This is a genomic window from Epilithonimonas hominis (assembly GCF_003730015.1).
Lineage (GTDB): Bacteria > Bacteroidota > Bacteroidia > Flavobacteriales > Weeksellaceae > Epilithonimonas > Epilithonimonas hominis.
The window spans coordinates 39,707-54,205 of sequence record NZ_RJTU01000018.1; the positions used below are offsets into that span (position 1 = coordinate 39,707).

Below are 14,499 nucleotides of genomic sequence, written 5' to 3' on the forward strand. Positions count from 1 at the left end.
CCCATAAAAAATATTAACCTATAGGTTCTAATGTTTCAACCGGCGCTGTTGGACCGTTAGGATCCTGATCCTGATCACTAGTTGCATTATCTCCATCAGCTCCAGTCGAAGCTGTAGATTGACCATTCGACGACGTATCACCGCCAAATATTTTTTTTGACATTGTATTAAAAAGCTCCGCTTTTTCTAAATGACTTGCTTTGAATTTTTCTAATGTTTTTTTCATTGTTTAAAAAATTTAATGTTAATAAAATATGTCAATCTTCGAAGATTCTTATTTATAATGAACAGCTTTATCCAGTTCTATAGGATTGTAATTTTTTCTGATCCTCTCTTTAATACTTCTTCTCATATTATCAAGATCATTGTTATTTTGAATTTTCTGATTATTAATTAACACTGTGCCTCCGCCTTTAATAGTTGATTTATAACCAGCAACTGGATCTGAATAATTATCCATGAGTAATTTTTGGTATTGTGAAAGATTAATCTCAATCGGAGATTTGCCATATCTGGTTTCCAAAAAATTGGTAGTATCATAACTGTTTTTGATAATCTGAGATTTAATTAGATTATAAGTGTAATTACCTTTAGAATCATGAACACTAACAATAAGACCTGGTAACCCTCTGAATTTATAAGGTCCTTCATTAAAAGGAATGCTTTTAGCAAACCATGCAATCCATTCTCTGCCACCAAAAAAAGCCACAGCTTTTTGCACCGTTAAATCAGATATTTTCTCTGTCTCTCGTTCAATCTTCCAATTGATAATATCGTTTGTTTTAATTAAAAAGTAGTCAAAGTGAAAAGTAAAATACTGATTATTAATAAAAGAATTAAGATCTCTAGTTACAAGCTGGTCTGTCATTGAAGACGTTTGGATATTTGATCCTGTATTTTTATTTATTGAGTCATATTTTATGAAATTATAATCATAAAATTTCACTTTCCTATTCGTAATATCAAGTACTACATTTTCTTTTTGTGTATAATTAGAAGTTGAGTCACTTTTAAATTCTAATTCATAGATAAATCTGTAAGTCTGTGCTTTAGTAGAAAAATTAATACAACAAAAAATTAAGGCTGTTATTATTGAAAATTTGTAAATATTCATTCTAATTGTTTTTCTGTCAAATATAAAAGAGCTAATATTTTTTTCAAAAACAACTTTTTATAGATTTATAAATCGATAAAAAAATGTTTTTAACGTGCTGATAATAAGGGTATTGAAACTTGTTAAAAATAGAATTTATTTTTATTTTTTCAAGGTATATAAAATCTATTGCTGATAATTTAGGATGTCAAAGTAATTTTTAATCATCCATTTTTTTATTTGATAGGGATAGTCTTCGTACGCAGCATTATCTTCATTGATGCTATATCCTTTGTCTAAATTTTCCTTGGCTTTGATGAACCATTCCAAAGCATCTTTTTTCTGATTCAGAAAATAATAGGTTTCTCCTTTATAAAATTGCGCATCCGAAAAATCAGAATATTGTAGTAAACTTTGATCAAAATATTTAATTGCTTCTGGGAAATTTCCTTGCTCATAATAGATGATTCCCATATAAAATAACTCAAGATAATGTGGCAAAACATTATTATCCGTATTTATTTTGATTGATAATTTTAAATTTTCTTTTGCTTCTTCGTATCTGTTTAATTGGAGATAGCTTAATCCTCTATAAAAATAATAGTAATGATCCATAATAAGACCTTTTTGGTAATGGCTAATCAAGAGGTCGAAATCATTGATCGCTTCCTTGTAGTTTTTCTGGAAAATACACTTAATAAATGCACGATAAGCAAGATACTTATCATATTTATCGTCATACATTACTGCTTTATCTATATACTGCATTCCCACTTCATATTTTTTCCTTTTGAAATAAGGCATTGCTTTCTGCTGCCACAAAAAAGCATTTTCAGGAAGTAAAACAAGAGCAGAATCAATATAAGTTTGATATTCCGGCCGGTAATATGAATATTTATAAGCACCGTTTCTCAGATACTTATTATATATCTCATCCTTGTTCGGTTCTTGTGAATAGGAAACTATGCTTATAAATAAAAAGAATAATCTAAAAAACGTATATTTCATCAAGAATATGTTTGTTTGAGTCCATAAAACCTTCTGCTGAAAATAAATAGCCCTGATTATCATAATTGAATTTTAGAAATAATCCGTTCTCTAATTGTGAATAGTCTGACATATTTGCTGCAAACATTTGATAAAATTGTTTTCCTTCAGAAGTAAATATTTTAAGTATTGAAAAGGTATCTATATCATAGATAAGCTTATCTAAATAAAATCCAATTCTACCATACAGTTCTACTTTCATATTTTCCTGTGGATTTCCTTTAGATAAAAAAGCGTAAAGGGTATTAATAATTGTACATAAGGTAAACATACTGTGAAATGCACCATATAGAGTTCTCCCTTCTCCGTTAAATCCTGTAAAGTCTTTTAGCGATGTATCCGGAGGATACAAAAAATAATTTTCTCTATCTCTGGTAAGCAAAGTGAATATTGAATGACCTGATTGATGGGCAATTTCATCCATAAAAAGCACCTCATTCAATTTTCTTTCATTGATGTTAATAAACGAAGTTCCAAAATAATTTATGGAGGCAAATGATGGCGTTTTAGGAAGGTCAAAAACAGAAATTTCTTTTGTAACAGCATTCAATAATTTAGAAAATTCCGGAGAATAGGCTGAAAGATTATCATAAGCTTTATTTAAGTACTGATATATATCTTTCTGAATTTCTAAAATACTATGTTCAAAGTTTGCAGGATGATATTGATGTAGAATATAAGGAACTACCGAATTAAGTCTAATATTTGAGTTACTTATAAATTTATTTGGAATTATATCTAATAAATCTCCATTTGGTAAATATAATTGTCCTTTGTTGTAAGTGACTTTATCTGTTTTCAAATTTTCCACAAAGCCTTTTTGGGGAACAAAAGCATTGGAAAAACAATCCACATCAATATTATAACTCACTGGAGAGCTACCAATATATTTGTCAATAATGTATTGAGTATAATTATTATAGTTATGACTGACTTTGCTTCTAAAGAAATGATAAAATAAAGAAGGCTCCAAATATTCCTGATCAAAATCAAAGTTTTCAAAAACGTCACTATCTTGTTCATACAATAAATACTTAATTGTATCCGAAAATTGACTTAATTCATCGACTATTTTCTGATAATCTATTACAAAATTATTAATCTCCATAAAAATTTGAGTCTAAAAAAAAGCACTATCGTTAAATAGTACTTTCCTGATTAAAGCAATTTAAAGTTTACCGTAACCTCTGGTTCCGTTAGGGTCATCGGCAGTACATTTGGTCGGGTGGCAATATTCTTCAATTGCCGCCATAAGCCCACCTTTAATTGAGCTTGAATTACCAATAACTTTTTGGGATAATTTCCCTTTTTTAAGGTCGCTTAAAGTCATTTTTTTCATCGTTGAAAATTTTTGATAGTTTCCTACTCTTTTAGCTTTTCGGATACCGCTGTTTGATACGAGCAAAAATATGGGCGATGAAAATAAAAATCTAAAATACTTTTTATAGATTTATAAATCTATAGAAAAAATGTTTTTAACAAGCAGATAATAAACTATTTACAGTTTATTGTTTTTATAAAATATTACTGAAACCATCTTAGGTTTTAGTTTTATTAAAAATTTTAGGATTGATTTTACCGTAATATTTACTTACAATCCGTAAGAAAGTGGAACTGCAGTGTTTGGCATAAGATGTTTATAAAATCGAAACTTTTCAAATATTTGAATGTTTACTTTGAATTTTTAGGATAATTAATCTTTTCAGAGAGATTCATTGGATTGTTATTTTTAATTAACATTTCTCGTTCATCAAGAGTCATCTGTCTATAATCTGGTTTAATTTTGTTTCCATCCTTATCACTAAATGTCATTTCGACTTCTCCATCTCCAAATTTCCATTCTCTGAAAGGGTCTTGATAATATTCTATAAAAATTTTGAAAAGTTTTTTTTGGCTGACTTGAATTTTATTATTTTGAGAAAACGTGTAATTGAATTCTTTTTTATTTCTTTTTTCAACTTTATAAAGTTCGACTATGTAATTGTCCTTTCTATCTTTTATATAGGTTATTAACCCTGGCAATCCGTGAAATTTAAATGGACCGTCTTGGATAGCAATATCATTAGTAAACCAAGCTTCCCAACTTCTACCTCCATATTCAAGAATTGCTTTTTGACAATTGTAGATATCCGTTATTTTCTTCTCATTAGTTATTTTCCAATTGAAATTTTCTTTAGTCGTTACTTCATAGTCGTTTGTTAATAAATTGGTAACTTTAACAACATTAGAATTGCTGTAAGTTTTTGTGATGATTGAATGAATATCACCATAGCCAAAATTTGATTTCCTTTTTATACCCGAATTAAGAATTGAGTCGCTTCTAAATTGTTTAACAGATGAAAATCTTGATGAATTACCATCGCTGATTAATAGCATATCTTCAGTGAAAATTTTATCCGGTATATTTTTTTTATACTTTACTTGATAATAGAAATAATATTCTTGTGCATTTGTAATATTAGTAGTAAATAAAAACAGTAATATTAATATGATTGTTTTATGCATTTTTTTTAAATTTTATTTGAATTCTCCTGTAAACGGATTATAATTACACTTTAATGGTTTCGAAAATATATCATTATCATCTTCTACATAAACTCGACAGTCAGTGCAGATATAGCGAAACTCACAATTTTTACAAACATTGATATTGTCCTTTTGTATACTCCAGCTTTTCGGATGCCGCTTTTATTATTTTTTCTACCGATAAATCTAAAACGTTAACATCAGAAATCACAACAAATACTTTATAGATTTATAAATTTATGCCAATAATTAAAAAAAATAGCTGGTATCGAACCACTTACAGCGTTTCTTTAAAATAATGTATTATTTGGCTTATCAAATTGTCTGTATTGTTGTTTATGCCGTGATTGGCATCCTCATAGACTAATAGTCTTGTGGAGAAATTATTCGATTTCAATTTCTCAAACAATAAAAAAGCATTGTTGACATTAACTCTTTCATCATTAGCCCCGTGAATAATAAAATTTTTCAACTGTTTGTTTTTTATTAATGGTATAGCTAACAATGAAGAGCGTTTGTCCAATTCTTTTTGGGGATTTTTGTCAAAATCGGGGATGAGTTCTTTATAAAGCTCGTACATTTCCGGTCTGTCCTTCTGGTTTAAATCCGCAATTCCTCCAATTGTAACATTTGCTTTTACTTTATCCGTTTCTTTTAGCAACAAAAAATTGGTCATTGAACCTCTGCTAACTCCCAACATCCCGATCTTATTAGAATCTGCGTTGTTTTGATGATTAATAACCTCAAATATTTCCAGAACATCTCCAATATCTTTTCCCCCAAATTCATCTTTTCCTTCACTTCGTCCACTTCCTCTCAATTGTGAACCGATAACTACAAACCCTTTAGCCGCTATTTTTGATAAAAAATTCGTAAGTGTTGGTATTGTTACTGCTCCCAATTCTTTGTTTCCTCCTCGATTGAAAATAATTACAGGATATGTACCTTTGGCTTTTGGCTCTATTAAAAAACCTCTTATTTTGAGATTATCATAAGACTGATAATTGTATCCATAAATATTAACAGAGTCGAGATATTTATACTCTTCCTTATAAACAGATTTTCCATTTTTATTTTTTATGATATATTCCTCAAACTTCTCTGGAAATGTCTGTTCAAGGTTAACCAATGAGTTTTGTGAGTTGAATAACCCTGACAGAAACAGTAAATACAAGTAAAATAGTCTTTTCATCTTCGCAGTCTTTTTATGTTTTCAATAGAATATTTTTCAGGGAATTCTTCATACCAAGTTAACAAAGTTTTTTCTCCCAGATAATCGTAAACCCCTTCGTATAATTTTTCAAGTTTATTTTTATGCTCTTCTATATTAAATGAATCATTATACCATTCTCCTTTCTTTCTTTTTTCAGGTTGATGGTGTATGTACCTTCCAAAATGATTCATACAAAAGTTTTCGTAATCTTGTGTGAATAAAATAAAGTTATGCCACATTTCATCAATGATTAATGTAGAATCATCAATAAAAACACCATCAATTTTATTTCCTAACCAAAGCCATTTTAATGTTTCATTAAATATTTTTGAGGCCTCTTTCTGCTCAATGTCATACATCATCAAAAAACGGTCAACAACATCTTCATTTTTATAAGCAAGTACATCATTTAAACTTTTTTCCATAATAGTTGAAATTTATGAAGGAATGAATTAGTTCCATTCCTTCATAGTTTAATGAAAGATTTTTACGCCTGCCCGGTAGTTCCACCACCAGGATTTTGTGGAGGAGTTACTGTGCATATGTAGCATTGTGTAATAACAATCGGTTTAGGAGGAACTGTACAAGCGACACCGCCATAAATCCCTTTTAAACCCTCGATTTTTTTCTTTAACAAATCATCAATAACTTTCTTTTTCTTGTTATCTTTAGTATTCATAACTAAAAAATTAAATATTTTCCTACTCATTAGCTTTTCGGATTCCGCTTTTTATTATAGAGCAAACGTAGAATTTAAACTTATTCCAATAAAAAATTCCATTTATAGATTTATAAATCTATAAATGGAATTTTACAAAACAATTGAAAATAAACTATTTAAGAGTTTATCTCCGTGATATATGTACTAACGGTGGTCCCTGTTTGTCTTTTGAAAGCTATTGTAAAAGCTTGCTCATTGTTATATCCTAACTCTTCAGCAATACTACTGATTTTATAGGAACGCAGTTTTTTGTTTTCCGCAAGTTGCTTAATTGCATAGTTAATTCTTAACTCGTTCAAATAGCTTGCGAAATTTTTCTGTTTATGCGTATTAATAACATCGGATAAATATGTAGAATTGGTATTGAGTGCTTTAGACAGAATGTTTAAAGTAATACCTTTTTCTAAAAATCCCTTATTATTTTCAAAATCAGTCAGACCGTTAATAATGGCTGAATAAACATCTTGCGAAACCGGTTTGAATTTTTTCTTCTCCTTTCCATTCAATACAGGTATTTCAATAGGAGCCGTAGGAATAGCTTCTGGTTTATTTTTAAACTCTTCAAGTGACTTTAACAGTTCCTGCGCTCGAATTATGTATTTTTTTTCTCTCTTTTTAGCCATTCTATAAAGTATTCCCGAAAAAATCATTACAATTAAAAGCAAGAAAACCAATAATATAGACGTAAACTTTGTTGTTTTAAGTTCTTTCAGAATCTTTTCTCTCTGTTCTATCAATTGGGCAGTGTCATACTGTTTAGGAAGTTCTCTGGAAACATATTTGAAATCAGTATCTAAGTATTTATTAATATCCAAAAGTCTTTCTACATAGTAAAGCTGCTTCTCATTATCCCCATTCTCTTTATAAAAATCTATTAAAAAGGAGTATACATTTTTCAATTCTGGAAAAGTGTATTTGTCCTTTATTACAATTGAATCCAGCTTTGTAAAATATGTAATTGCTTTGTCTATTTTATTCAGGCCAATATAAGATTCTCCCAGATACATTAAAGAATAATTGATTTCCCGTTTATCATCACCTTTAACGAAGAAATCCATACACTGGTTAAATGTATTAATGGCATTTTGATAATTTCTTGCTTTTAAATTATAAACACCAAAAGAAGAGAGATAAGCATTATAAAAACGGGATTTTTTATTGTTAGAATTAAGTTCTAAACCTTCTAAAATCATTGTTTTGGCAGAATCTAATTTATTCAAATCCAAATAGGTTTCTGCCAAATTCAAATGAACTTCTTGTCTTTCGAGATTTGTTAAATAGCTAGAGTTATGAAGAATCTTGCTAAGCGATTTTGCAGCTTCCTGATGATTTCCGATAAAGTTATTCAAATAAGCAATTCTGATTTCTGCAAACTCAATTTGTCTTTCATCATTTTTCTGTTTAGCATATTTCAATCCTTCCAAATAATTTTGGAGTGCTTCAGTTCTCTTATCGTTTTGATCATAGAGTTTTCCTTTCAAAAGGTATACTCTTGCAGGATATGCTTCTTGATTAGATAATTTTGAAGAGATCATTTTAAGTGAGTCAATATAGGTAAGACTTTTAGGAAATTCTTCTGAAAAGCCAACCAATACATATCCTTCTGCAATTTTATTTATATTGTTTTCTCTTTTTGATTTGTCAAGATAAATTTTGGATGTTTCTCTTACTTTGTCAATTTCATTCTTTGAATAATAATCTTGAATTAATTTATTCATCTCAACATAACTTAATCTCTGAGATATTTTCGTATTTTGAGAAAATAAAAACATAGAGATAAAGGAAAAGAGTATGGCAATAATGTGTCTCATTAAAATTAATATTTTTTTTTGAGATTATAAATTTACATATAATCTTTACAAAGAAAAATAGCAAGATTATTAAATGTTTCCTTGAACAAGGAAGACCAATTAATTAAAAACAAATATTTATAGATTTATAAATTTATAAATATTTGTTTTTTTTTCTTCATTAGGAACTCAGTCCTTTGTGTCAAAATTTTACTAAAATGAAAAATAAAGGCAAGAACCAAAAGAAGCTATCTTTAAAAAAAATTCAGATTGCAAAGTTAAACAACATAAAAGGTGGCGATTCTACTAAGCAAAATTGTGAAAATCCAGACAATGGAAGTACTCCAAAGGAAACTGTATATACAATCGGTACCAATTAAAGTAATCTGATTTATGCAGAAAACATTCGGCTTCATTGTTACAGTTTTTTCTGTTATCACATTAAGTGCTAAGGAAAAAAGCATAGCCCAATCAAAAGTGGGCAATAACGGTAATATTGTGGACGAATTCAGAAACCTTGAAGATTTAAAGGATTCTGCTGTCATAAGTTGGATGACAGAGGAAACGAAAAATTCAGATGATATTCTGAATAAAATCCCAAACAAAAACCGCTACCTTGAAAAAAGGTTAGAATTAGAGAAAAGAACAGGTTTTGCTGCCTCTAATCTCAAAATTACAGCCAACGACGACTTCTTCTACATTAAAAGAAATGCAGGAGAAACAGCTAAAGTTTACTTTAGAAAAGGGTTTAGAGGTGCAGAACAACTATTGTATGATCCTACTTATTATCAATCTCCTGCTCAAAATGTGGGAGATTTTTCTAAACATGAATTTGTTATAAATACCATCAGCCCAAGCTGGGATGGGAGGAAAACAGCCGTTTCCCTTTCGGAGAAAGGAAAAGAAATGTCTGAAATAGTCGTTATTGATGTGGGAAGTAAAAAAATACTTCCCAATGTGATTACCCAGACAAAACCATCATCCATTGGAGGAATCAATTGGCTGTCTGACAGCAGCGGTTTCTTTTATGTTTACTATCCCGAAACTGGTGGCAATGCTAAAACATTTGCCAAAAACACAAAGTCAATTTTATATAAACTCGGTACAAATCCAGAAAATAGGAATGTTGTGTTTTCCAAAGACAACAATCCGGATTTGCCTATTGCAGAAGAAAAATATCCTGTCGTGTTGGCTTTCAATAAAAACGACCCTTATTACATCGGGATTTTGGTAGATGTCGAAGATTACAGACAAACCTTTATTATTAAAAAAGAAGATTTGCTGGACGGAAAGAAAAACTGGAAGCCTTTATACGGAAAAGAGGATAAAATTACCAGCATCAGATTGTATGGAAAAGAACTGTACTATTTGTCCGGTAAAAACTCTCCCAATCTCAAATTATGCCAAGCAGATATTGAAAACCCTCGGTTTCAAGAACCAAAAATCATTGTTCCGGAAAGAAAAGATGAAGTCATTTTTCAGTTTTTACTTACCAGAGACGGCATTTATTACACTACGGTCAAAAATGGTGTGGAAGCCAAACTTTACCATTTTAACAATGGTAAAGAAAGACAGATTAAACTTCCTTATGTTTCCGGTAGCATTAATTTGCAGGCAAAAGGGAAAGACTTTTCGGATATTTGGATAAGCTGTTCCGGCTGGACAAGCGAAGAAAAAAGGTTCAGATACATCGCAGAAACCAATTCGTTTGAACTCGAAAGTATGACTCCTCTTGTCGATTATCCCGAATTTAAGGACATAATTGCTGAAGAAATAACCGTAAAATCCCACGATGGAGAACATGTTCCGCTGACCTTAGATTATCATAAGAATCTCAAAAAAAATGGACAGGCACCGACTATTATTTATGGTTATGGGGCATTTGGCGAAATAAAGGTACAAAATATCCTTCTGCGCTTATTCTCACAGGAATACATGATACGAGAATTGCACCTTGGCAATCAGCAAAGTTTGCAGCCAAAATGAAATCTTTCACAAATTCATCAAACCCAGTTTTGCTAAAAGTCGATATGGATTCCGGACACAGAATAGAAGATCCGGTTCTCAAAATCCACGAAAGGAATTCACTGATTTTCGCTTATACGTTTTGGCAATTGGGACATCCCGATTACCAGCCCAAAGAATAATCTTTAATACACAAATGGCAAGATTTCCATACACATTTTTTGACAATTTCATTGTCAGAACTCCGTTGTTTTCTGTTTTGGAACTAAAAAAAATCTTTTCAGATAATACTGATACTGGAGCTCTGCAAAAAAATTTTGAGGAAAAGGTTTTCAAAGAAGCTATTTATTTGGCTTCGCCAATTTTATATGAAGAAATTGAAAAATCTAATAGCAAAGCAAAATTAAACAATGCACTTCTGAAATATTTTATCAGAATGAGTACCCGAAGTACACCATTCGGGTTGTTTTCAGGCGTTGGTCTTGCAAAATTTGATGAGCAATCATTATTATTTTCCAACGGACAAAAATTAAGAGATACAAAAGCAGATATGCACTTTCTTTTCTCTTTGTCCAATCATTTACTCTCACTTCCGCACATCAGAAATGAGGTCTTGTTCTTTCCTAACAATAGTATTTACAGAATTGGTAAGAAAATTCGCTACGTGGAGTTTGAAAGTAATAACGGCAAAAGAAATTATGTGCTTTCTTCAGCAATTTTTTCCGACGAGCTAGAACAAATTCTGATTAAATCAGAATCGGGAAAAACGATTAAAGAGTTGGCTCGTACACTTATTACGGAGGATATTTCAGAATCTGAAGCAGTAGACTACGTCAACGAGCTAATTACTAATCAGATTTTAGTCAGTGAATTGGAACCAACAGTTTCCGGGATTGATTTTTTAGATTCAATAATTTCCATTCTGAACAGAATTAATGCTTTTAAAGAGAGAGATTTTCTTACTTGTATTCAAAATAGAATAAAAGAACTGGACGTCAATTTAGGAAATCCGACTTCAGCATATTCCGAAATTGAAAAACTTATCCGTAATACGGAAATAGAATACGAGCAAAAATATCTTTTCCAAACAGACCTTTATTATCAAAATGCGGCTAGTCTCTCTTACATCTGGAAAAAACAGCTAAAAAAAGGAATTTCTTTTTTGAATAAAATTACGCTTCCGAATAAAAATACTCATTTAGAAAAATTTAAGACAGCATTTCTTGATAGATTCGACACTCAGGAAGTTTCGCTGGCTTATGCTTTAGACACGGAAGTTGGTATTGGTTACATACAAAATCTCACGTCTCAGTCGCTTCATTCTTATCTTGATGATTTGAAAATTCCTTCTAATGCAAAACAAGATTTAAAAATAGAATTAGATGAAATAAGGGCTATCCTCAACAGAAAACTTCAATCTGCTTATTTGCAAAAATGTTTTACCATACAACTTACCGACAAAGACTTTGAAAAATTTGAAGAAAACTGGACGGATTTACCGGATACACTTTCTTTTATGGCAGAAATTATTTCCGGAAACCGTGAGCAACAACTCTTTTTAGGAAACTGTAGTGGAAATGCAGCCCGATTACTGGCGAGATTCTGCTCAGACAAAGCCGACATTCAAAAGTTGGCTAAAGAAATTACCTCTAAAGAACAAGAGCTAAATGCAGATTGTATTTTGGCAGAAATCCTGCATCTTCCCGAATCCAGAATAGGCAATGTTGTCAGAAGACCTATTTTGAGACCTTACGAAATTCCTTATTTGGCTAAATCAATTTTACCGAAAGAAAATCAAATTTCGGTTGATGATTTATATGTTTCGGTAAAAAATAACAAGCTGGTTTTACGTTCAAAAAAACATAACCGAGAAGTGAAACCTTATCTTACCAATGCTCATAATTATTCTGCAAACAGTTTACCTCTCTATCATTTTTTATGTGACTTTGGCTCTCAGAATCTTCGACCCGGACTTAATTTTGATTGGGGAGGGTTAGCTCACATTTACGACTTTTTGCCAAGAGTGGAATATGAAAACATAATTCTTTCAAAAGCAAGATGGAAAATTTATTCTGATGAAATGAAGGGTTTCTTCCTTTTATTAAAGAACGGAGAAACAGAATTACTCAATGAGCGAATGGAAGATTTTAGAAACATCAGACAAATCCCACAATGGATTCAACTGGTATATGGCGACAATACTTTGGTCATTAATCTTAAAAATCCAGAAATGCTCACGATGTTCCTTTCCTCCATAAAAAATAAAAAAGAAATCATCATTGAGGAATTTCTTTGTGATGAGGAGGAAAATTTTGTTCATCAGTTTATATTTCCACTTTATAAAAACATATAATTACCGATGATTACGAGAAAATTTCTGCCGGGAGCGGAATGGCTTTACATAAAAATCTATTCCGGCGCTAAGACTTCGGATCTTATTTTACAAGAAACAGCTACTCAGTTAGTCGAAAATCTGAAGCAAGAAAACCTCATTGAAAAATGGTTTTTCATCCGCTACAGCGACCCGAAGCCACATATAAGATTACGTTTTTTACTTTGTAGGCGTTCTTCACTCGATATTGTTTTGGAGAAAATAAATTTAGAACTACAAGAATTTTTAGCTTCCGGAGAAATTATAAGTTTTCTGCTGGACACTTATGTTCGTGAACTCGAAAGATATGGTTTCAACACCATTGATTATGCCGAAAGTCTTTTTAGTTACAGCAGTGATTTGGTATTAAATCTCTTGGGTTGTGATGATGAAGAAAAGTTGATGATGTCTGTTTTCTACATCAATAATTTCCTGTCAAAACTGAAATGGTCTGAAACTGAAAAAGCAAATTGGCTGTTAAGTATTGACAGTGCCTTTAAGGCAGAATTTAACGCTGACAAACAGTTGAAAAATCAGTTAGTTAAAAAGTATGCAGCATTCAAATCAAAATATGAAGATTTTCTACATTCCGAAGACTTTGAAGAATTCAGAAATCTCATTTTACTCAACTTGGCAAAATCAGAAAAAATTCTTGAAAAATTACTTCTGTTGCAATCAGATAACTCATTGCAAGTTTCACTTTATACTTTTTTTCAAAGCATATTTCATATGCACATCAACAGAATTTTCCACTCCAACCAGCGGTTGTTTGAGATGATTATTTACGATTTTTTGCTCAGAGAAAACAAAACGAGACTTGCTATTCCTAATCATTTCTAACTTTTCCTCCTTTTGTAAAAAGGCAAGATACTCTTTTGACATTCATTTTTGCAGAAAATGGACGTCCAAAAGGACATCTTGCACCTCCAAAAAAATCAATTTTAAAACCCCACTTATAACAATTTTTCATCTCTTGCAAGATATATGATTACAGGAAAATACAGTTGTAGAATTATATAATTATTGTACTCAACTTTTATTGAATGATTGATTTACAGCATTATACAAATATTTAATTATGGAAATGTTGAATGGTAGATTTCAACAATTATATATTTATTGAAATCCATTCTTATGGATTTACAGCTTACTGCAAATATGTATTTCCATAATTCCACAATTATTCAAGAATAGAAATATTGATTTGTTGAATTATTGAATTGTGCAATTACCGAAATGTTGAATTACATTTCAACTTCAAAAAACGTCAACTCATTTTGCTTCAAAAAGGAAACAATAAACTCAAAGAACATCGAAATTGAATAACTGGAAGAATCAGACTTTTCATTGATATAATAAGTATGCATCAGATCATAAAAAAGCTGGGCATACTTCATAGGAAGCAAAAAATTAATACTTTCCAAAATTCTTTCTTCTTTCAAACTATGAATTTTCGTCCCTCTCTTTTTGTAAAAATTCAGATACTGTTCGTTCGGAGATTCGATGGATTTGTATTTTTTTAGAAATTTCTTCTCAATATTGAGAAGAGCCAACACGAGAAAGTGACGGAATGAAAACAACGATAACAATCCATTGTCTTTGTAGTAAGTGAAACTGTATATTTTAAATTTGTCAATCAAAACCTTATCGGTTTTCACCAACATATTCTTTGTTGCTTTTTTAGCACCCATAATTATTCACATTTTAATTAGCCAACTTGCCCGAGGGCAAAAAATAATTATTCACAAAAGTATTATTAAAAAGCGATAATTC

Annotated in this window: 16 protein-coding genes; 5 read left to right on the plus strand and 11 right to left on the minus strand. The window is 30.7% G+C overall.

What is annotated here, in order from left to right; all coding sequences use genetic code 11:
• Positions 1 to 13 precede the first annotated feature (13 nt).
• The 10 genes from EGH73_RS02790 to EGH73_RS02835 all read right to left on the minus strand — a co-directional run bounded on the left by EGH73_RS02790 (position 14) and on the right by EGH73_RS02835 (position 8,411).
• Entirely contained in the window at positions 14 to 226 is a 213-nt protein-coding gene (locus EGH73_RS02790) for a hypothetical protein (RefSeq protein WP_123280586.1), read from the minus strand.
• Between the two features lie 48 nt (positions 227 to 274).
• Complete coding sequence (locus EGH73_RS02795) at positions 275 to 1,114, minus strand: GLPGLI family protein (protein ID WP_123280587.1); 840 nt, start codon at positions 1,112 to 1,114, stop codon at positions 275 to 277.
• A gap of 165 nt (positions 1,115 to 1,279) precedes the next feature.
• Positions 1,280 to 2,101, minus strand: a complete 822-nt coding sequence (locus EGH73_RS02800; RefSeq protein WP_245985390.1) for a tetratricopeptide repeat protein — start codon at positions 2,099 to 2,101, stop codon at positions 1,280 to 1,282.
• Positions 2,082 to 3,248: a hypothetical protein gene (locus tag EGH73_RS02805; RefSeq protein ID WP_123280588.1), complete on the minus strand. Its 1,167-nt coding sequence runs from the start codon at positions 3,246 to 3,248 to the stop codon at positions 2,082 to 2,084. The genes EGH73_RS02800 and EGH73_RS02805 overlap by 20 nt, the downstream gene beginning before the upstream one ends.
• A gap of 60 nt (positions 3,249 to 3,308) precedes the next feature.
• A complete protein-coding gene (locus EGH73_RS13970) occupies positions 3,309 to 3,470 on the minus strand; it encodes a hypothetical protein (protein WP_184808063.1) in 162 nt (53 codons plus the stop codon).
• A 341-nt stretch (positions 3,471 to 3,811) separates the two neighbouring features.
• Positions 3,812 to 4,645 (minus strand): GLPGLI family protein, encoded by an 834-nt coding sequence (locus EGH73_RS02815; protein ID WP_123280590.1) that lies wholly within the window; start codon positions 4,643 to 4,645, stop codon positions 3,812 to 3,814.
• A 298-nt stretch (positions 4,646 to 4,943) separates the two neighbouring features.
• Positions 4,944 to 5,858 carry an alpha/beta hydrolase family protein gene (locus EGH73_RS02820; protein ID WP_123280591.1) on the minus strand — a complete coding sequence of 305 codons (915 nt, stop codon included), beginning with the start codon at positions 5,856 to 5,858 and terminating at the stop codon, positions 4,944 to 4,946.
• A complete protein-coding gene (locus tag EGH73_RS02825; RefSeq protein WP_123280592.1) occupies positions 5,855 to 6,304 on the minus strand; it encodes a glycine-rich domain-containing protein in 450 nt (149 codons plus the stop codon). The genes EGH73_RS02820 and EGH73_RS02825 overlap by 4 nt, the downstream gene beginning before the upstream one ends.
• 62 nt (positions 6,305 to 6,366) lie before the next feature.
• On the minus strand, positions 6,367 to 6,558 hold the full coding sequence (locus tag EGH73_RS02830) for a hypothetical protein (RefSeq protein ID WP_148041676.1): 192 nt from the start codon (positions 6,556 to 6,558) through the stop codon (positions 6,367 to 6,369).
• Positions 6,559 to 6,716: 158 nt separating this feature from the next.
• Positions 6,717 to 8,411, minus strand: coding sequence for a helix-turn-helix domain-containing protein (locus EGH73_RS02835; protein ID WP_123280594.1), 1,695 nt, complete (start codon positions 8,409 to 8,411; stop codon positions 6,717 to 6,719).
• Between the two features lie 197 nt (positions 8,412 to 8,608).
• Between EGH73_RS02835 and EGH73_RS13975 the strand changes: the two genes are divergently transcribed.
• The 5 genes from EGH73_RS13975 to EGH73_RS02855 are packed head-to-tail and all read left to right on the plus strand — an operon-like array spanning position 8,609 to position 13,566.
• Complete coding sequence (locus EGH73_RS13975) at positions 8,609 to 8,770, plus strand: hypothetical protein (protein WP_184808064.1); 162 nt, start codon at positions 8,609 to 8,611, stop codon at positions 8,768 to 8,770.
• A gap of 13 nt (positions 8,771 to 8,783) precedes the next feature.
• Positions 8,784 to 10,376 carry a prolyl oligopeptidase family protein gene (locus EGH73_RS02840; protein WP_123280595.1) on the plus strand — a complete coding sequence of 531 codons (1,593 nt, stop codon included), beginning with the start codon at positions 8,784 to 8,786 and terminating at the stop codon, positions 10,374 to 10,376.
• Complete coding sequence (locus EGH73_RS02845) at positions 10,337 to 10,537, plus strand: prolyl oligopeptidase family serine peptidase (RefSeq protein ID WP_245985393.1); 201 nt, start codon at positions 10,337 to 10,339, stop codon at positions 10,535 to 10,537. Before EGH73_RS02840 ends, EGH73_RS02845 begins: the two co-directional genes overlap by 40 nt.
• A gap of 14 nt (positions 10,538 to 10,551) precedes the next feature.
• Entirely contained in the window at positions 10,552 to 12,708 is a 2,157-nt protein-coding gene (locus EGH73_RS02850; RefSeq protein WP_123280598.1) for a lantibiotic dehydratase family protein, read from the plus strand.
• Between the two features lie 6 nt (positions 12,709 to 12,714).
• Positions 12,715 to 13,566, plus strand: coding sequence for a thiopeptide-type bacteriocin biosynthesis protein (locus EGH73_RS02855; protein WP_123280599.1), 852 nt, complete (start codon positions 12,715 to 12,717; stop codon positions 13,564 to 13,566).
• Between the two features lie 404 nt (positions 13,567 to 13,970).
• On the opposite strand, the gene EGH73_RS02860 is transcribed toward EGH73_RS02855, so the two are convergent.
• A complete protein-coding gene (locus EGH73_RS02860) occupies positions 13,971 to 14,417 on the minus strand; it encodes a hypothetical protein (RefSeq protein ID WP_123280600.1) in 447 nt (148 codons plus the stop codon).
• Between the last annotated feature and the right edge of the window lie 82 nt (positions 14,418 to 14,499).

What these genes read in the sequence shown, in the direction of transcription:
- EGH73_RS02805 (WP_123280588.1), bottom strand. Translation starts at nt 3,248, where the DNA reads ATGGAGATTAATAATTTTGTAATAGATTATCAGAAAATAGTCGATGAA.
- EGH73_RS02790 (WP_123280586.1), bottom strand. Translation starts at nt 226, where the DNA reads ATGAAAAAAACATTAGAAAAATTCAAAGCAAGTCATTTAGAAAAAGCG.
- EGH73_RS02825 (WP_123280592.1), bottom strand. Translation starts at nt 6,304, where the DNA reads ATGGAAAAAAGTTTAAATGATGTACTTGCTTATAAAAATGAAGATGTT.
- EGH73_RS02860 (WP_123280600.1), bottom strand. Translation starts at nt 14,417, where the DNA reads ATGGGTGCTAAAAAAGCAACAAAGAATATGTTGGTGAAAACCGATAAG.
- EGH73_RS02835 (WP_123280594.1), bottom strand. Translation starts at nt 8,411, where the DNA reads ATGAGACACATTATTGCCATACTCTTTTCCTTTATCTCTATGTTTTTA.
- EGH73_RS02795 (WP_123280587.1), bottom strand. Translation starts at nt 1,114, where the DNA reads ATGAATATTTACAAATTTTCAATAATAACAGCCTTAATTTTTTGTTGT.
- EGH73_RS13975 (WP_184808064.1), top strand. Translation starts at nt 8,609, where the DNA reads ATGAAAAATAAAGGCAAGAACCAAAAGAAGCTATCTTTAAAAAAAATT.
- EGH73_RS02840 (WP_123280595.1), top strand. Translation starts at nt 8,784, where the DNA reads ATGCAGAAAACATTCGGCTTCATTGTTACAGTTTTTTCTGTTATCACA.
- EGH73_RS02850 (WP_123280598.1), top strand. Translation starts at nt 10,552, where the DNA reads ATGGCAAGATTTCCATACACATTTTTTGACAATTTCATTGTCAGAACT.
- EGH73_RS02855 (WP_123280599.1), top strand. Translation starts at nt 12,715, where the DNA reads ATGATTACGAGAAAATTTCTGCCGGGAGCGGAATGGCTTTACATAAAA.
- EGH73_RS02815 (WP_123280590.1), bottom strand. Translation starts at nt 4,645, where the DNA reads ATGCATAAAACAATCATATTAATATTACTGTTTTTATTTACTACTAAT.
- EGH73_RS02830 (WP_148041676.1), bottom strand. Translation starts at nt 6,558, where the DNA reads ATGAATACTAAAGATAACAAGAAAAAGAAAGTTATTGATGATTTGTTA.
- EGH73_RS13970 (WP_184808063.1), bottom strand. Translation starts at nt 3,470, where the DNA reads ATGACTTTAAGCGACCTTAAAAAAGGGAAATTATCCCAAAAAGTTATT.
- EGH73_RS02820 (WP_123280591.1), bottom strand. Translation starts at nt 5,858, where the DNA reads ATGAAAAGACTATTTTACTTGTATTTACTGTTTCTGTCAGGGTTATTC.
- EGH73_RS02800 (WP_245985390.1), bottom strand. Translation starts at nt 2,101, where the DNA reads ATGAAATATACGTTTTTTAGATTATTCTTTTTATTTATAAGCATAGTT.